We start from the raw sequence: 17,885 nt of genomic DNA, 5'->3' as shown, positions 1-17,885 counted from the left end.
AAAGAGGTGACACAGCAATGAATAAAGCATATAAAGGTTATTTAATCGATCTCGATGGAACTATGTACAGAGGAGCAGAGCGGGTTGAAGCTGCATCTGACTTCGTCAAGACACTCCGAGAGAAGGAGATTCCTCATCTGTTTGTAACAAATAATTCATCCCGTCGTCCAGATCAGGTGGCAGATAAGTTAAACACGTTTGATATCCCAGCTCAACCTGAACAAATATATACAACAAGTATGGCGACTGCCTCTTATATTAAAGCGCAAAAGCCAGGGGCTAAAGTATATGCAATGGGAGAAGAAGGTTTGTTGCACGCTTTAGAGGATGCTGGGCTTACATTAGCAGAGGAAGATTGTGATTATGTTGTAGTTGGCTTGGATCATGAGTTGAATTATGAGAAGCTCACAAAAGCGTGCTTAAATGTACGGGCAGGTGCAACCTTCTTGTCAACCAACGGAGATGTTGCCATACCGACTGAGAGAGGCATGTTGCCAGGAAATGGTTCAATCACCTCTGTGGTAACTGTATCCACCGGTGTTGAGCCTACATTTATTGGAAAGCCAGAGTCTATTATTATGGAGCAGGCCATGGCTGCAATTGGTTTAAATAGAGAGGACACACTAATGGTGGGTGACAACTACCATACAGATATTTTAGCAGGAATGAACGCCGGTATGGACACCTTGCACGTTCAAACGGGCGTTACGACAAAAGAACAGTTGTCTCTATATAACCAGCAACCAACTTATACGATTTCAACATTAAATCAATGGATTCCTAATTTATAATACAGATGGGTATAAAGAAAGGCAGCTTACCAATTAAGGGAAGCTGCCTTTTTGTTCTATTCTTATGTAGGAGAGAGGAGGCCTGTTTTAGGCCTCTACATTAGCGTCACTGTGAGCTAAACGACTTGATGCTGCAGCTGCAATGGCTCCTACAATATCGTCTAAGAAAGTATGACAACCATTTGCTTTGTCATTTAATTTCTCTAGGATCCCAGGCTTTTGCTTATCAATGTAGCCGTAGTTTGTAAATCCGATTGAGCCGTATACGTTGACAATAGATAAAGCAATGACCTCGTCAATGCCGTATAGACTTTCGTCGGTCTCAATCGTTTCTTGAAGGGGAGACTGAAGCATTTTCTTCTCAGCCATTATATCTAATTCAATACCGGTTAGGATTGCATTTTGTACTTCTCTCTTTGCAATTACTCGGTTTACATTGTGTAAACACTCTTCCATCTCAAGATTGTCATGATACTTAGCCTGAAGATAGTGTACAAGTTCAGCGATATCGTTGAGTGTAACGCCACGTTCTTTTAAAAGTTCTCGTGCTTTTTGCTCTAACTCTGTCATTTTTTCTTTTGCCATGATTATCACCTATTTCTTAAGTATCGAGTATATCCATACTATTACCTATATCGTATAGTATGAAACTAAATGAAAAACGTGCATGAGAACCAATCATGCTTATCGTTATCATACATATCTATATAGATAAGAGCAACTAAAAGGGTGGTAGGTTATATGAGAGACCAATTGCAACAAGAATACCAGGTGTACTTAGGTAAAGAGATTCATGATAATGGTTTGTATGGTTTCGAAGGAAATGATGGTCACTATTTCTTAATTCCTAACGAAGAAGGACTAGATGAAGAGGTATATGAACAACGTTCAATTAGTGAATATATACGTACACAAGATACTGTGCAGATTGGCGTGCCTCTTTTCACAAGAGAAGGTAAATTGTTTACACAACAAGATAATCAATCTTACATGCTAGTTCAAGTTCCTTGGAGTTCCTCGGAAGCTTCAGAGGGGCAATGGCTTGCGACTCTTCATGACATTGGCAATCGTTATCCTTATCAACCCCAACAGATTTCTAGGTATGGTCAATGGAAGTCACTTTGGGAATCTAAAGTGGATGCCTGGTTTGAACAATATAAAATCCAGTGGAATGAGCGGCCGTGTTCTTCTATGAGGAGGTTATTTATTGAGACCTTCCCTTATCTTGAAGGTATATCCGAAAATGCAATTCAATATTTACAAGAAAGTGAGCAAGATTGGAGATATGAACAAAACGACCAGGGCACATTTACGTTAAAGCGCCTTCATCCATCCATGATGTCCCAAATTATTTGGCCTCATACATTAGTGTATGATCACCCTGCAAGGGATTTGGCAGAATGGATTCGGCATTCGTTATTAAATCAAGGCAATAATGCTTACCCTGCTATACGCACAATGCTTGATGAATATGAACGTAATAGGCCACTTTCTGTTTTTAGTTGGCGCTTAATTTATGCAAGGCTCGTTTACCCTGTTCATTTATATGATGTTCTAGAGCGGACATTACAAACTGGGGAGGGAGAACAAAATTCGCTCGAAAAAGAATATCGCTCCCTTCTTCAACAGCAAGGTCAGTATGAAAAACAGCTAAAAGAATTTTTCGATGCTGTTCATATGGACTACAAACGACTACGTATTCCAATATTAGATTGGTGAGGCCAAAATCAGGGAAACTTCATGCTATAATGGGCAATAATTATAGCTATAGAGGAGGATCCTGATGTCTAAACCATTTATCTATATCACAAGAAAACTACCTCAATCCGTAGTTGAACCATTTGAATCTAATTATACAATTGAAATGTGGCCAGAAGAAGAGAAGCCAGTTGAAAGGGAAGTGCTGCTTGAGAAAGCTCAAAAAGCTGATGCGCTAGTGACAATGCTTAGCGATCGGATAGATAGCGAGATCTTTGAACAACAAACGAACCTTAAAGTCATTGCGAACTTAGCCGTAGGATATGACAACATTGATTTGGATGCTGCAGAAGACGCCAATGTCACTGTAACAAATACTCCTGATGTTTTAACTGATACAACGGCTGACTTAACTTTTGGATTATTATTATCTGCAGCAAGGAGATTAATGGAAGCTGAACGGTATGTAAAAGATAATGCCTGGGAAAACTGGGCTCCCCTCTTAATGGCTGGACAAGATGTTCATCATAAAACAATTGGCATAGTTGGAATGGGGCGTATAGGAGAGGCTGTTGCTAAAAGAGCGACTGGATTTGAAATGGAGATTCTTTATCATAATCGTAGTCGTAAAATCGAAGCTGAAGAAAAGCTAGCGGCCACCTACGTAGGGTTTGAAGAGCTATTAGAACGGTCTGACTTTGTGGTTTGTTTAACCCCTCTTACAGAAGAAACTCGGGGAATGTTTAATAAAGAAGCATTTGAACGTATGAAGGGTAGCGCTATATTTGTGAATGCTTCTCGCGGGGCATTGGTAGACGAAGGGGCACTGTATGAGGCAATAGAGCAGAATATAATAGCAGGAGCGGGGTTAGATGTATTTCACAATGAGCCGATTTCATCCGACCACCCACTTCTAAAATTTGATCAAGTGGTGGCAACCCCTCATATTGGCTCAGCATCTGAAGAAACAAGGAAAATAATGATGACACTTTGCCTTGAAAATATCCAGCAAGTAATCAATAAAGATGAGGCCAAGACTCCAGTTACCAGAGTTTGAAAACAATATAACAAGAAAGTTTGAAAAAGGGCAAGTAGATTCTAATAAAGAATCTACTTGCCTTTTTTAGCAGAACTTAGTGTTTATACAAGTAAAGGTACTATGCATTAGAGGAAGGTATAATAAAAAATTAAGGTTTAACAAGATTGGTATGGCGCATAGTTATGCGGATGGTGAATAATGTCTGTATTAGATTTTTCGAACTATTATTGAATTACCCTAACTTTCTCTTTTATAATAGTGTTTATATATACAATAGTATACTTGCACGAGGGGGAGGAAAGAGATGTCATTAACGAAAAAAATCTTACTCGGAATGGGACTTGGTGTTTTAGTTGGACTATTACTTAACAACTTGGATCCTTCCATTTATGATAACGCACAGAAATTCGTTCTGTACCCAGTTGGGCAATTGTTTGTAAGCTTGATTAAGATGCTTGTTGTACCGATCGTAGTCGTTTCATTAATCCTTGGGACTTCAGGAATTAGTGATCCGAAAAAGCTTGGGAGAATTGGGATTAAGACAGTTCTGTTTTTCTTAGTTACAACAGCGATTGCCTTAACGCTTGCCTTAGGGTTGGGCTCGCTCTTCCAACCAGGTGCCGGTGGATCGGCTATGCAAGGTGGAGATTTTGAAGCAAGTGAGGCCCCACCAGTTGTGGATACACTTATCAATATTATCCCATCAAATCCACTTGATGCCATGGTGAAGGGAGATATGCTTCAAGTTATTGCATTTTCTATCTTTATCGGGATTGGACTTTCTCGCATTGGATCTCGCGGTAAAGACTTATACAGGTTAGTTGAACAAGCGAATGATGTCTTGATGTATCTTGTTCAGCTAGTCATGAAATTTGCCCCATATGGCGCGTTTGCTCTAATTGCAGATGCCATAGGATCACAAGGTAGTGACTCTCTGTTGAAAATGGTGAAATACTTGGCTGTTGTGCTATTAGCACTTGTTATACACCTTGTTGTCACCTATGGATCAGCTATTGCCTTGTTAGGGAAAATGAACCCTATTCAATTCTTTAAAAACTTCTCACCTGCAATGGTGGTTGCCTTTAGTACTTCAAGCAGTTCAGGTACGTTACCAGTATCCATGAAAACCGTGCAAAACAAGTTAAACGTACCCAAACCGATCAGTAGTTTCGTTCAACCACTCGGTGCCACGATTAACATGGACGGTACAGCCATTATGCAAGGTGTCGCAACGATGTTCATCGCTCAGATGTATGGTGTTGACCTTGCTTTTAGTGATCTTGTAACGGTTGTCTTAACAGCAACACTTGCAAGCATCGGAACAGCAGGAGCCCCTGGAGTAGGGCTAATTATGCTTTCAATGGTTCTAACATCCGTTGGACTCCCTGTAGAAGCAATCTCTCTTGTGCTTGCCGTTGACCGTCTAATCGACATGTGCCGTACAGCAGTAAACGTAACCGGTGACGCTACAGCAGCAGTCATTATCGCCCGCTCTGAAGCAGGACGCGAAGACGAAATTCCAGTTGTACAAGAGCAAAAACATGCTTAATAAAAAGCAGTTCTTCCGATCAGGAAGAACTGCTTTTTTTATGTCATATTCTTTATCTGTATTTTTTTTGTTTCATATAACCTCCATTATGTGGAAGCCTCGAAGTTGAGAGAATGCTTCCGTTTGCTCAAATAGAGGGTAAGGTGGTTCGGGAAATCACTCGCTTTCCGCGGCGAGCTGGGGAGCCTCCTCAGTCGCATTCGCTCCCTCCGGGGTCTCCCCTAGGCTCCTACTACCGCAGGAGTCTCGCAATTTCCCGAACCACCTTTGCCATATATAGAAGGAACGGAAGCATACTTTATAAGGAAGCAGGTTTGTTGAATCCCCAATATTCTCGAGCTTCGGGGGTGTTCTACAACTTCTGATATGGGGTGTCTGGGGAACGGGGAGACTCCTACGGGAGAAAGAGGTCGACGAGACCCTGGAATGAGCAAAGCGAATGAGGAGGCTCGACAGCTCGCCCGTGGAAAGCGAGTCGTTCCCCAGACACCCCTAGCTCTCATTACCGTAACGGCCCCATCCCCACTAACATGTCTCAGCTTCGAGCCTCCAGCAATCCTGCCCTATTATTGGGAGAAAAGGAAGGCATAAAAAAAGCTTGTAGAATGATCTACAAGCTGTTTCATATAGTGAATAGCCAAACACACGCTACAAATTAAAAGACTTGTTCTACTTCGCGAATTCCAGGTACCTCTTCTACGAGTGCACGTTCGATCCCGGCTTTTAGGGTGATTGTTGAACTTGGGCAACTACCGCAAGCACCCATAAGACGAAGGCGAACAATTCCTTCATCTACATCTACTAATTCAACGTCTCCACCATCACGTAGTAAGAAGGGACGAAGTTTATTCAATACTTCTTGTACTTCATTTTCCATCATCCATCTTCTCCTTTCCTATACATCCATTATAATGCGTGTAAGCAAAAAAATCTATTGTGCAAACTGAATTTATCTTTGTGAAACTTGATTTCAAAAATAATTTTATATTTATCGAAACATTTTGTAAAATGAAAGGTAACAAAAGTTATTGTGGGGGTGGGATGGATTTTGAGCAAAGTGGTAATTACGGTATATGGAGCAGAGGAACGCTGTGCAAGTTGTGTAAATGCTCCTGGTTCTAAAGAGACGTTTGAATGGTTGCAAGCAGCGATTGGACGTAAGTATTCTAATGATCAATTTCACTATCAATATGTCGATATTATGGAGTCTCAGGTCGAGGGAGAACATAAAGAATTTACAGAACGGATATTAGATGAAGAATTTTTTTATCCGCTAATTGTCATGGACAAAGAGGTTATTGATGAAGGTACACCCCGACTGAAAGTTGTTTTCAAAGCGATTGAGGAAAAGGGAATTCAGCCAATAGGGTAGCTACTCGTCCATTTTGTCTGTCGTATAACAGATGCTGAATGCTTGGGCATTTGTTGACTAGAGAAAACAATGAGTTGAGTCCGTTGTCGTCTTAGACTAGAATATGGTAGCATGTATCTTTGAAGAGGGGATTCACCATAATAGAAAAGTAGAGGTGGATCTTGTGAACCCAATAATTGAATTTTGTATTAATAACTTAGCAAGTGGATCTCAAAAAGCTTTAGAAGAGCTTGAAAAAGATCCTGAACTTGATGTCATAGAATATGGATGTCTTAGCCATTGTGGCTTATGTGCTCAAAGCCTATTTGCACTCGTTAATGGTGATCGAGTGACAGGTGAAACACCAGAAGAGTTAGTGAAGAATGTGTATCAACACATCGAAGAGAATCCCCTGTTCTAACTTCACGATTAAAAGAAAAGCGCGGGCCAAATTACCTGCGTTTTTCTTTTATTTCCATACATAGAATATCCAGGGGGTTTTACAAGTATTAGGTAGGTTGTTAAAATATACTTTGTTCATTTACCTAAATAAAGGATTCCTTATGTATAGAAAAGAGGCTCATGCATGAAAGAAAAATGGTGTTATGTAGATTCGGGTTATGCCTCCCCTGCTTATAATATGGCGCTCGATGAAGCGCTCTTAAAATGGCATAGTAAGGGTGAGATTCCTCCTGTAATTCGTTTTTATGGTTGGGAACCGGCTGCTGTGTCAGTAGGATATTTTCAAAAAATAGATGGAAAAATTGATCTTGATTCTGTAAAGGCGCATGGATTTGAAATGGTTCGTCGCCCTACAGGAGGCAGAGCTGTTCTGCATGATAATGAATTGACCTATAGTGTAATTGTTTCTGAAAATCATGATTCAATGCCTCCCACGGTAACAGAGGCTTACCGAGTTATTTCTGAAGGTTTATTAAAAGGATTCAGAAATTTGGGAGTAGAAGCGGAATTCTCAATTCCAGAAGGGAAGATTAAACAAACGGGTTCAGCAGTTTGTTTTGATGAACCTTCTTGGTATGAATTAATTGTTGAAGGTCGAAAAGTTGCAGGGAGTGCTCAGACAAGACAAAAAGGTGTAATTCTTCAACACGGTTCAATCCCCATAGCAATGGATGATGTTACCTTATTTGATATGTTCATTTATCCAAGTGAGCGTGTGAAAGAGAGAGCTCGTAAAGCCTTTGGAGGGAAAGCGGTCGCAATCAATGAGGTAGCCGGTCGTAATGTACCAATGGAAGAAGTGAAGAGTGCCTTTAAAGATGGCTTTGAACAAGGACTAGAGGTAGAATTAATACCATACACCCTGACAGATGAACAGCAAGAAGAGGTAGAGGAGCTTGTTCGTACAAGGTACCAAACAGATGAATGGACTTACTCTCGTTAAATGTTTTGCTTGAAATAATAGGTATAAGGATGTGTAAACATGGCGAAGAAAGAAGAACACGTACGTAAGCCAGAGTGGCTGAAAATTAACATCAAGACTAATAAATCTTATAATCGCTTGAAGAAAATTATGCGTGAGCGCGGCCTACATACAGTTTGTGAAGAGGCAAGATGTCCAAACATTCACGAGTGCTGGAGCGAACGTAAAACAGCGACCTTTATGATTCTAGGGGATACATGTACACGTGGTTGCCGTTTCTGTGCCGTTAAAACGGGTCTTCCGAATGAACTTGATATGCAAGAACCTGAAAAAGTTGCGGAGTCAGTAGAGCTTATGGACCTTAAGCACGCCGTTGTTACTGCTGTTGCACGTGACGATTTAAAAGATGGCGGAGCGTTTGTATTTGCTGAAACCGTTAAAGCGATTCACCGTCGTCAGCCTGGTTGTACAGTAGAAGTGCTTCCATCTGACATGGCTGGGGACTATGACAGTCTTCGTATGCTTATGGACGCAGGTCCTGATATCTTCAACCATAACATTGAAACTGTACGTCGTTTAACGCCAAGAGTTCGTTCAAAAGCAACGTACGACCGTTCTTTAGAACTTCTACAGCGCGTAAAGGAAGTAGCTCCAAACACGCCAACGAAGTCTAGCATCATGGTAGGTCTTGGTGAAACGAAAGAAGAGATTATTCAAGCTATGGATGACTTGCTTGCTCATGACGTTGATATCATGACAATTGGTCAGTATCTACAACCTACGAAAAAGCACTTGAAAGTAGAAAGATACTACCATCCAGACGAGTTTGAAGAGCTTCGTCAGATCGCTATGGAGAAAGGTTTCCAGCACTGTCAGGCAGGACCATTGGTTCGTTCTTCTTACCATGCGGATGAACAAGTGAATGAAACTTCTCTTCAACGTCGTATTAAATACATGAAGGGCTATGAAGAGACTTCAAATGAGAAGTTAGACACTCTAAACTTCTAATTCGTTTATTGAAAAAGGCCTGCAGTGCTATACTGCAGGTCTTTTAATTGCCTGCATTTAAAAGTCTGTTAGCGATTGTCTTTTGATCTTCTCTAACTTGATACCATCCATCTCTGGCCATGTTAATGATTTTAGGGTCAACTGCTAGCTGTTTCTTTTCAACTACAAGGGAGAAATATTTAATGGCTTCCTTATTACGTCCCAGGCGCCGATTCAATTCCCCGATTAAGTAGAGTACGCGTAATGCGTTCATCTCTGTATAAGAGAGGTCATCTTCTTCGTAAGCTTTTTTGTACATTTTTTCAGCCAATCTCATGAATCTCGCTTCTTCAACATCGTCTTTCCTTTTACGATATAACCACACAACCCTTAAGTATAATCCTGCTATAACAATGGCTTTTTCTTTCTTTAATTGAGCTGTATAAATCGCCATTTTGTATGCATTTAGAGCATTGCTCTCGTCTCGTTCGCCAGAATAGTTCTGAGGTGTCCAGCGCTTTACAAGTTTTTCTGTAATTTCGGTACGAGAATGCTCAGACAAGAGGTTGGAGAATTGATCCGTATAAGAATATCCACAGTTTGGACAAACGATAGGGACGTATAGAAGTGGGCTGTACTGCTCGTACTTGTAAAGCGTGTAAAAGTCTGTTTCTGTCTTTATAGGGCGAGTGAATCTAGAACGTACTTTTTTAGTTGTGAATGAATGGGTGCAAAATGGACATTGAGAATGTTTATCATATAATGGATGAATCGATTCGCTCATAACAGCCCTCCTAAAGATCGTTATATGGTTCAAATGTACTAAAGTTTCGCGATGCTCTCAAGTCTTTTTGCTTATAACTGAAAAAGGTTTACCCTATTCTGGTTTGAAAAATTGAAGAGTATCCCATTTGTTAGTATACTGAGGGTAAGAAAGACGTAAGGAGGTACATGTATGACAATTAACATTACCGATAGTGCTAGCCAGCAGATCCAAGAAATGATGAAGGATGAAGAGAATCAGAATGTTCGCCTTCGTTTTGGTGTAAAAGGCGGCGGTTGTAGCGGTCTATCTTATGCAATGGGTTTTGAGAGTGAGATTAACGAAGAACTAGATACAACTTTTGAAGCGAATGACATCCCTGTAGTAATGAATAAACAAGACATGGCTGTAGTAGAAGGAACAACAATCGATTTCAAACAGAACATGATGGGCGGAGGGTTTACGATTGATAACCCGAATGCCATCGCTAACTGTGGGTGTGGCTCATCATTTAAGACTGCAACGAACGCTGGTACACCAGATAAAGATTGTTAATACCATTTATATAACCGCAAGCCTTCAAAAGGCATGCGGTTTTTTTTATGCTTTATAGAAATGAAGGGTGCCAGACACTCTTTAGCACATTAGAGCAATAACTCGTGCCAGGCACCGTTTAATACGTTATTTCGGTAATGTAGTAAAGGGTGTGTTTTGGATGTTTAAGTGTTGGAGAATGGGTTAATGGGTTTATAAGGATAACCATATGGGAGGCTCATATTTGAAGTATTGTAAAAGCTTTTTGATGGTGCTTGGGATATTGGGAGTTATACTTAATGCGTGTGGACAAACGAAGAATGACCCAAGAGCAGGACTATTCACTGAGGAGGGTTTAAATCCAGAGTCCTTCTTTAAGGGTGATGTCATCAGTGAAATGTGGAAATAAAAAAAGATAGCCTCATGGTAAGAGACTATCTTAACTAAATTAAGAACCGAAAAGGCTTGTAGAGTGCATCGGTTGCACTTTTGCTTTCGGATCTATATATGCTTTTGCATTGTTTACAGCAGTTGGACCTTCACCAAATCCAGAAGCAATAAGTTTTACTTTACCAGGATATGTACAAATATCACCAGCTGCGTAAATGCCTTTGATGTTCGTTTCCATACGAGAGTTAACAACAATGTTGTTTTTCTCAATGTCTAAACTCCAGTCTTTAATAGGACCAAGAGATGAAATGAAGCCGTAGTTCACAATTAAGGAATCGATATCAAGGGTTTCTATACCCTCACCCTTTGCTTCTTTCAAGACTACCTGATCAATAGAACCAGTTCCAATTAATTCTTCTGGATTATATGGAGTCATAATGTTCACACTAGAGTTATGAAGTTGTTCAACACTGTGCTCGTGGGCACGGAATTTATCTCTACGGTGTACAAGTGTAACTTGTTCAGCGATTGGCTCAAGCATAAGTGCCCAATCCACTGCTGAATCTCCACCCCCACAGACCATGACTTTCTGTCCTGCAAATCGTTCCATGTTATCAACATGGTAGAACAAGTTTGATTCTTCAAACTCCTGACAGTTATCAATTTTAAGACGACGTGGAGAGAAGGCACCATTTCCGGCTGTTATAATGATGGTCTTTGTGTAGTGTACGCCTTTATTTGTGGTTAGTTTAAAGGATTCATCCTCAAGCTTCTCAACTTCTTGGACAGCTTCATTAAGTGCGATTGCTGGGTCAAATTGGTTAGCTTGTTCAACTAAGTTGTCCACTAGCTCCTGCGCACGTACTTTAGGAAATCCGGCTACATCGTAGATGTATTTCTCTGGGTAAAGAGCGGAGAGTTGTCCACCGAGTTGAGGAAGACTTTCGATAATTTTTACACTAGCTTGTCTCATACCACCGTAGAAAGCGGTAAAAAGACCAACTGGGCCACCACCAATAATGGTAATGTCATACACTTTTTCTGACACAATAAATTCCCCCATTCTAAGAGTTTCATTCCGGTTTCTATTTTATCATACTTATGATCGCCTTCTCCTTATCATATCAAAAATCCTTTCCGGGGGAAAAATATTTGAAATGTCTGAATGTCGATGATTTGTGATTTTAGGGTTGAAAATTGTAGAAAAAAAGACTATGATGATTTTTAGAAAATATTTTACGAAATTATGACAATTCTATTATCATAGGTGTCTTTTTTTATGCCGAAATTCGTGAAGGAAGTCACAATTAAGGCTTAGAAAATATGTGCAGTGTATTTAGAAAAATTTATGTAAATGGAAGTGATATGTATGAACAGACCAAACATTGTTGTCCTTGGTGCTGGGTATGGCGGAATGATCACGACTGCTAAACTGCAAAAGATGTTGGGCTCTAATGAGGCGAACATTACGTTAGTGAACAAACATAATTACCATTACCAAACAACTTGGCTTCACGAAAATGCTGCTGGTACGCTTCACCACGATCGTACGCGCATTAAAATCAGTGATGTAATTAATTTTAACCGTGTTAATTTCGTTCAAGATACAGTAGTAAGTCTTGATCCATCAAGTAAAAAGGTTCAACTTGAGAACGGCGAGTTAACGTATGACTATCTTGTAATCGGACTTGGATTCGAAGCTGCTACATTCGGTATCGAAGGTTTGAAAGAACATGCATTTACAATCAGTAACATTAATGCTGCTCGCTTAATTCGTGAGCACATCGAGTACAACTTTGCTCGCTACAACAATGAAAAAGAAGAGCGCCAAGACTTGCTTAACATTGTAGTTGGTGGTGCTGGTTTCACAGGTATCGAATTTGTCGGAGAAATTGCCAACAAAGTACCAGAGCTATGTAAAGAATACGACATCCCTCGTGAGAAAGTTCGTATTATTAACGTAGAGGCTGCTCCAACGGTTCTTCCAGGTTTCGACGAAGAGCTTGTAGAGTATGCAATGAACCTTCTTGAAGGAAAAGGCGTTGAATTCAAGGTAGGAACAATGATTAAACAAGTAGAAGAACATAAAATTCTTGTTGAGAAAGATGAACAGCAAGAAGAAATCCCAACAAATACTGTTGTTTGGGCAGCGGGTGTTCGCGGTAACTCTCTAGTTGAAGAAGCTGGATTTGAAGTAAACCGTGGCCGTGTTCCTGTTCGTGACGATCTTCGTCCAAACGGACATGATGATGTCTTCATCGTAGGGGATTGTGCTTTAATTATGAACCCTGAGAATGATCGTCCTTATCCTCCAACAGCTCAGATTGCCATTCAGGAAGCTGAAACAACAGCTCGTAATGTGAAAAAGGTTGTGAACGGAGAAGACAATCTTGAAACGTTTAAACCAGACCTAAAAGGTACGGTTGCTTCTCTTGGTGAAGGACAAGCAATCGGTGTGGTATTTGGCGACAAGAAACTATTCGGTTGGACAGCTTCTGTTATGAAGAAGATTATAGATAACCGTTACCTTCTTAAATTAGGTGGAGTTGGATTACTTCTTAAAAAAGGTAAATTTAACATCTTCACGAAATAAATAAAGATGAAAAGCAGGGGAGAAATTTCTTTCCTGCTTTTATTATGATTCTCTTTCTGCTGATATAGCTTGTTTTTCTATATAGAACATAATAAAATATGGTAAGAAACCGTTTTACTATGTGGTCAATAGGGTATGTGGATAGATTGATCAGACAGGAGGAAGCATCGGTGTTTATTTTTCAGGCTATTGTATCTGTTTTGTTATTCTTTGTTTTGTTTTTTGGGATTTCGTTCCTAGTGAATATGTTGTTAAGAAAAACATGGCTGATCGCCTTTTTATATCCAATTATTATTGTGTTTATTGTTGATAATATCTCAACATTCAATTATTTCACAGCGTTTAATGAGTCACTTGAAACAGCCATGAGTCACCTCGTCAATCTGCAAGTGATCGACATGGTTATCTTGTCATCTGGCTTAGCAGGTGCGATTTGCTCAGGGATTGTAATACGGATGCTACGCGTAAGAGGATATCAAATGTTCTAAGCAAACAGGTTAATACCTGTTTGCTTTTTTTTAATGGATTGGCTTTGTTATTGAAGTTTTGAGAATTCCCGTTTACGTTAATTGAGCGTAAGGTGGTTCGGGAAATTACTCGCTTTCCGCGGCGAGCTGGCAAGCCTCCTCGAACGCTTTCGCTCTCTGTGGGGTCTTCCCTAGATTGAAAAGTGCAGGCGTGGTGCCTAGGACCGTACGGATAAGACAGCTTTTTGGAAAAGGCGTTTAGCCTTTGGAAAAAAGATGACTTATCACGCTAGGTCCTCCACGCCGGAACTAGATTCGCTCCTGCGGGAGAAAGAGTTCTACGAGACCCCGTAGGGTGATTTTCCCGAGGAGGCTCTAAAGAGAAAGGGGAAGTTCGACTAAAACCGTCACGTCCTGTGACAACGTCGAACGACCCCACATCGTGTGGGGCCGCCCGCGGAAAGCGAGTCGTTCCCCCGACACCCCTCCGCGCTCATCAAACGTAACGGCCTCATTCTATCTCTAACGTCCATACATGGTGAAGAAACCGGAAAGCTCGTTTCTTGTGAATAATCACTGAATTGTTTGGAAAAGATGACATCTAGAGAGGTGTTTACAAACAATGAAAAAAACAATGAAACGAATGCTTATGGTAGTTTTGTTTTTGGGTGCACTTGGTACAACTTTTATGTCCATTACGAATGTGTCGGCTAAAGAAATATCAAACTGGCTGCAAGATCAAACGAACTCGTTATTCCATTATCAATCCGATTATGAGCACGACAACTTTCGTGATATTAGCTTGGCTAAGAAAGGTGTAAACTACTTTGCTGCTAAAACAAGATATATTTCTAGTCAGCAAGTTGAAGGACCGTCTAGTATAGAAGAGGCGATTGATTTATCTCAATATCCAAAGGAAACGGTCTTGGCTACCGGTTATACAGCTGGGGTTGAATCAACAGGGAAAGATGCTTCCCATCCTACGTATGGGATTACTTACTCAGGTGTTAAAGTTAAGCGCGACTTGTATTCAACAATTGCGGCTGACCTATCTATATATCCGTTAGGGACAATTCTCTTTATTCCGGGCTATGGATTTGGAGTTGTAGCAGATAAGGGTTCTGCCATTAAGGGAAATAAGATTGACCTCTATTATGAAACAGTCAAAGATGTCTACGAAGAATGGGGCAAAAAGCATGTCGATGTATACGTCATCAAACGTGGTGAGGGGCAAGTGAGCGAGGAAACGTTAGCGATGCTAAACGATAACGAAGCCTTACAAGTATTTAGACAAGATTATAAAGGGTAATTTGATTGAAAGGAATAAAACCTAAACAAAGAGCATAGAGTCTTTACTCTATGCTCTTTTATTTATCACTGATGTAATGTAAACAGGTCCGTCTTGTAAATTGGGATAACCCATTAAAAATACTCTATCGTCCTAAGGAGAATCAAGGCAATAGAGTAGAGAATCGATCGTACAGATTAATTGCACTATCTTACCTCAACATTTTAGAAAAGCAATGTATGTAGGGCGATTGTTAACAAGATCCCCGTCAGCCCCCCGAAAAATACTTCTATTGGTTGATGGCCTAATAACTCTTTTAATTCTTCCCGCTTTTGGTATTCTGCCTTTGAATTCCATAGACGAGCTTCTTCAACGAAGTGAGAAAAGTCTTTTAACAGTTGATTTAGCATAATCGCCTGTTCACCCGCTTGACGTCTGACCCCTGTAGAGTCAAACATTACGATAATAGCAAACACACACGATAATGCAAATATATTAGAGCCGAGGCCTTCTTGTAAGCCGATCCCTGTTGCTAGAGCTGTTACAGCAGCTGAGTGACTACTTGGCATTCCTCCTGTTGCAAACGCGAGACCTGGATTAAATTCTCTCATTGCGATGAATTGGATTGGAATTTTAACGAGTTGGGCGAAGACAATTGCAAATAGCGATGCCCATAGAGGAAAGTTGCTGAAGATCTCCATGTTTGTAGTCCTTCCTTTCTGCATTTTGAAGCTTTCATGTATTAGTTCATTTAGTACTTAATATTTTACCATTATTCTATACTAGTCAGTTAAATAGGGTTAAAGTGAGTTGTAAATTTTGTGTAAAAGATTGTGAAGAAGGTAGAGAAGTGAAAAAATTCGCTTAGCTTCTAATTTTTGAATGTTTCAACATTATAACATATCCAATATTTTAAGTCTTGTACGAAAGGGGTTATGATATACCGTTTAGAAAATAGAAAATGAATAAATGGGAATTTACTCAATAGTCGATATTTTTTGTATAATGAAACTGGAGGTGGATGCAATGTTTACAATACAACCAACAACAGCATTATTTTCAGAAACGGACGCGCTTATATTTGGGCTTTATCATGAGAACAAACAACACCAACCCGTATATGGGCAGCTAAATGAAGCTCTTGGAGGAGCATTAGATCAGTACATAAAAGACGGGGATTTATCTAATGATTATAATCAAATTTCTAAGGTGTATACGTTAAATCAAACAACAGCTAAACGTATTTATGTGGTAGGGCTTGGGAAGAAGAAGGAATTAACTTCACAAAAACTAAAGAACACGTTCGGCCGACTATTTAAAAAACTTCAAGCCGACGGCCAGTCTAATTCCACGTTTGTGCTTAATAGTTTTCAGACAGACCAAATTTCAGAGGAAAAGGCAGCTGAAGTGCTATCTGAAGCCATGGTGATCGCTCCTTATCAATTCGAGAATTATAAAACAACTAATAAGAAGCCTAATACGAAAATGGAGCGTGTGACCCTTTTATCCGATCAGCAAGAAGCAAGCTTAAAAGGGAGTCTGGAAAAAGGGTACGCGCTTGGTCATGGTACTAACACAGCGCGTCATCTTGTGCAAATGCCTGGCAACTTACTAACCGCTACAGATCTTGCTGAATACGCTTTATCTATCGCTGAAGAGTATGGGTTTGAAAAAGAAATTTTAGAAAAAGAGGATATGGAGCGTCTTGGTATGGGGGCACTCTTAGCTGTAAACCAAGGCTCGACAGAACCCCCTAAAATGATTGTCCTGAAGTATCAAGGGAAAGAAAAATGGGAAGATGTAGTTGGCCTTGTAGGGAAGGGGATTACATTTGATACAGGAGGATACTCCATTAAACCTAAAGACGGTATAGTAGGTATGAAAGGGGATATGGGTGGAGCTGCAGCGGTTTTAGGTGCGATGGAAATCGTTGGTCGGTTAAAACCTAACCAAAATGTCGTCGCCGTAATCCCATCAACAGACAATATGATCAGCGGAAATGCCTTTAAACCTGATGATGTTATCACTTCTTTAAGTGGCAAAACCATAGAAGTCTTAAACACTGATGCAGAAGGTCGTTTGGCTTTGGCAGATGGTATTACGTACGCAAAGCATCATAAAGCAGACCGAATTATTGACGTAGCAACACTCACAGGTGGAGTTGTAGTAGCGCTTGGAGATTCAATGACGGGAGCTATGACCAATAATAATGATTTATATGAAAAGGTTAATGCTGCATCCAAACAAGTAGATGAACTTATTTGGCAGCTTCCGTACAACGACATGTATAAACAGCGCGTTCGCTCAAGTGAGCTTGCTGATTTAAACAATTCACCTGGTCGAAAAGGTCATGCTATTATGGCTGGGTCTTTCCTTGCTGAATTTGCAGAATCCACACCGTGGGTACACCTAGATATTGCGGGTACGTCGCAGGCGGAAACAGCTTACGATCTTGGTCCAAAAGGTCCAACAGGCGTTATGGCTCGTACATTAGCCACCTATATTATGAGCTTATAGGAGTTTGAAGCATTTATATTTATTCTGACGTGATATAATTTCTGTAAAACTTAATCCTTATATAGAAGGAAAAGTAGAAGTGCCATTTCTCCATTATAGGAGGGTGGCACTTGTTTTTTTATGGGGTGGATGATATGTAAAATAGAAACCCGCATCTACCAATGAAAAGCGAGTTCCATTTTACAGCAGTCTTGATTTTGAGATTGAGCAGATAGTGTAAGATGAATGCCATCAGGGTTGTAGCGTATTTCTATTGGATGCTTGATACCTGTTCCTTGAATTAATTGTTTTACTTTCTCCTTATTAGAATGTTGAGCAGCTTTCATTACCTCCTGAGAAAAGCTAGGAGAGCTGGCGAATTTTTCGATGATAATATGGGCGTCAGACATCAATGACTGAAAGGCTTTTGCTGAGTCTGTTAATGTTGAAGGATCAACCTCTGGGTAGGTTGGACGAAATGGTGGTAAAGGGTATGGTCCATACACAGAGGGAGCGTAGGGTATCCATAAGGGATAGGGATGTCGATACATAAAA

The 17,885-nt window shown here is 40.3% G+C and carries 20 protein-coding genes; 14 read left to right on the top strand and 6 right to left on the bottom strand.

What is annotated here, in order from left to right; all coding sequences use genetic code 11:
• Window positions 1-17 precede the first annotated feature (17 nt).
• A complete protein-coding gene (locus ACYX4O_RS16540) occupies window positions 18-791 on the top strand; it encodes a TIGR01457 family HAD-type hydrolase (protein WP_476352345.1) in 774 nt (257 codons plus the stop codon).
• A gap of 87 nt (window positions 792-878) precedes the next feature.
• On the opposite strand, the gene ACYX4O_RS16535 is transcribed toward ACYX4O_RS16540, so the two are convergent.
• Window positions 879-1,376: a phosphatidylglycerophosphatase A family protein gene (locus ACYX4O_RS16535; protein WP_476352343.1), complete on the bottom strand. Its 498-nt coding sequence runs from the start codon at window positions 1,374-1,376 to the stop codon at window positions 879-881.
• 156 nt (window positions 1,377-1,532) lie between these two features.
• Here ACYX4O_RS16535 and yutH point away from each other — a divergent pair, with 156 nt between their 5' ends.
• The 3 genes from yutH (at window position 1,533) to ACYX4O_RS16520 (ending at window position 5,077) form a co-directional block, all read left to right on the top strand.
• Window positions 1,533-2,510: a spore coat putative kinase YutH gene (yutH, locus tag ACYX4O_RS16530; protein WP_476352341.1), complete on the top strand. Its 978-nt coding sequence runs from the start codon at window positions 1,533-1,535 to the stop codon at window positions 2,508-2,510.
• A 64-nt stretch (window positions 2,511-2,574) separates the two neighbouring features.
• Complete coding sequence (locus tag ACYX4O_RS16525) at window positions 2,575-3,546, top strand: 2-hydroxyacid dehydrogenase (RefSeq protein WP_476352339.1); 972 nt, start codon at window positions 2,575-2,577, stop codon at window positions 3,544-3,546.
• Window positions 3,547-3,832: 286 nt separating this feature from the next.
• Window positions 3,833-5,077: a dicarboxylate/amino acid:cation symporter gene (locus ACYX4O_RS16520; RefSeq protein WP_476352337.1), complete on the top strand. Its 1,245-nt coding sequence runs from the start codon at window positions 3,833-3,835 to the stop codon at window positions 5,075-5,077.
• 655 nt (window positions 5,078-5,732) lie between these two features.
• On the opposite strand, the gene ACYX4O_RS16515 is transcribed toward ACYX4O_RS16520, so the two are convergent.
• Window positions 5,733-5,954, bottom strand: coding sequence for a NifU family protein (locus ACYX4O_RS16515; protein WP_036782805.1), 222 nt, complete (start codon window positions 5,952-5,954; stop codon window positions 5,733-5,735).
• A gap of 180 nt (window positions 5,955-6,134) precedes the next feature.
• Between ACYX4O_RS16515 and ACYX4O_RS16510 the strand changes: the two genes are divergently transcribed.
• The 4 genes from ACYX4O_RS16510 to lipA all read left to right on the top strand — a co-directional run bounded on the left by ACYX4O_RS16510 (window position 6,135) and on the right by lipA (window position 8,820).
• Window positions 6,135-6,449 (top strand): YuzD family protein, encoded by a 315-nt coding sequence (locus tag ACYX4O_RS16510; protein ID WP_476357180.1) that lies wholly within the window; start codon window positions 6,135-6,137, stop codon window positions 6,447-6,449.
• A gap of 103 nt (window positions 6,450-6,552) precedes the next feature.
• Complete coding sequence (locus ACYX4O_RS16505) at window positions 6,553-6,849, top strand: YuzB family protein (protein WP_476352335.1); 297 nt, start codon at window positions 6,553-6,555, stop codon at window positions 6,847-6,849.
• A gap of 165 nt (window positions 6,850-7,014) precedes the next feature.
• Window positions 7,015-7,833, top strand: a complete 819-nt coding sequence (locus ACYX4O_RS16500; protein WP_476352333.1) for a lipoate--protein ligase family protein — start codon at window positions 7,015-7,017, stop codon at window positions 7,831-7,833.
• Between the two features lie 39 nt (window positions 7,834-7,872).
• On the top strand, window positions 7,873-8,820 hold the full coding sequence (gene lipA, locus ACYX4O_RS16495; protein ID WP_036782610.1) for a lipoyl synthase: 948 nt from the start codon (window positions 7,873-7,875) through the stop codon (window positions 8,818-8,820).
• 43 nt (window positions 8,821-8,863) lie between these two features.
• Here the strand turns inward: lipA and ACYX4O_RS16490 are convergent, their stop codons facing one another.
• A complete protein-coding gene (locus tag ACYX4O_RS16490; protein ID WP_476352331.1) occupies window positions 8,864-9,583 on the bottom strand; it encodes a DUF2225 domain-containing protein in 720 nt (239 codons plus the stop codon).
• Window positions 9,584-9,754: 171 nt separating this feature from the next.
• Between ACYX4O_RS16490 and ACYX4O_RS16485 the strand changes: the two genes are divergently transcribed.
• The gene (locus tag ACYX4O_RS16485; protein WP_036782613.1) at window positions 9,755-10,117 is read left to right on the top strand and encodes a HesB/IscA family protein; all 363 of its coding nucleotides are present in this window, start codon (window positions 9,755-9,757) and stop codon (window positions 10,115-10,117) included.
• A gap of 223 nt (window positions 10,118-10,340) precedes the next feature.
• The gene (locus ACYX4O_RS16480) at window positions 10,341-10,505 is read left to right on the top strand and encodes a hypothetical protein (protein WP_476352329.1); all 165 of its coding nucleotides are present in this window, start codon (window positions 10,341-10,343) and stop codon (window positions 10,503-10,505) included.
• Between the two features lie 39 nt (window positions 10,506-10,544).
• Here ACYX4O_RS16480 and ACYX4O_RS16475 read toward each other — a convergent pair whose 3' ends face one another.
• Window positions 10,545-11,534, bottom strand: a complete 990-nt coding sequence (locus ACYX4O_RS16475; RefSeq protein ID WP_476352327.1) for an NAD(P)/FAD-dependent oxidoreductase — start codon at window positions 11,532-11,534, stop codon at window positions 10,545-10,547.
• 321 nt (window positions 11,535-11,855) lie between these two features.
• On the opposite strand from ACYX4O_RS16475, the gene ACYX4O_RS16470 reads away from it, so the two are divergent.
• The 3 genes from ACYX4O_RS16470 (at window position 11,856) to ACYX4O_RS16460 (ending at window position 14,855) form a co-directional block, all read left to right on the top strand.
• Window positions 11,856-13,079 (top strand): NAD(P)/FAD-dependent oxidoreductase, encoded by a 1,224-nt coding sequence (locus ACYX4O_RS16470; protein WP_345243743.1) that lies wholly within the window; start codon window positions 11,856-11,858, stop codon window positions 13,077-13,079.
• A 176-nt stretch (window positions 13,080-13,255) separates the two neighbouring features.
• Window positions 13,256-13,567, top strand: a complete 312-nt coding sequence (locus ACYX4O_RS16465; protein ID WP_425571909.1) for a YuiB family protein — start codon at window positions 13,256-13,258, stop codon at window positions 13,565-13,567.
• 601 nt (window positions 13,568-14,168) lie between these two features.
• Window positions 14,169-14,855, top strand: coding sequence for a 3D domain-containing protein (locus ACYX4O_RS16460; RefSeq protein WP_476352324.1), 687 nt, complete (start codon window positions 14,169-14,171; stop codon window positions 14,853-14,855).
• A 203-nt stretch (window positions 14,856-15,058) separates the two neighbouring features.
• Here ACYX4O_RS16460 and ACYX4O_RS16455 read toward each other — a convergent pair whose 3' ends face one another.
• Entirely contained in the window at window positions 15,059-15,535 is a 477-nt protein-coding gene (locus tag ACYX4O_RS16455; RefSeq protein ID WP_345243737.1) for a divergent PAP2 family protein, read from the bottom strand.
• 325 nt (window positions 15,536-15,860) lie between these two features.
• On the opposite strand from ACYX4O_RS16455, the gene ACYX4O_RS16450 reads away from it, so the two are divergent.
• Window positions 15,861-17,351 (top strand): leucyl aminopeptidase, encoded by a 1,491-nt coding sequence (locus ACYX4O_RS16450; RefSeq protein WP_476352322.1) that lies wholly within the window; start codon window positions 15,861-15,863, stop codon window positions 17,349-17,351.
• Between the two features lie 155 nt (window positions 17,352-17,506).
• Here the strand turns inward: ACYX4O_RS16450 and ACYX4O_RS16445 are convergent, their stop codons facing one another.
• Window positions 17,507-17,881 (bottom strand): YuzC family spore coat inner layer protein, encoded by a 375-nt coding sequence (locus tag ACYX4O_RS16445; protein WP_476352320.1) that lies wholly within the window; start codon window positions 17,879-17,881, stop codon window positions 17,507-17,509.
• Window positions 17,882-17,885 lie beyond the last annotated feature (4 nt).

This window comes from Pontibacillus sp. ABV4_188 (genome assembly GCF_056311905.1).
This window is presented reverse-complemented; position numbering and strand designations above follow the sequence as displayed.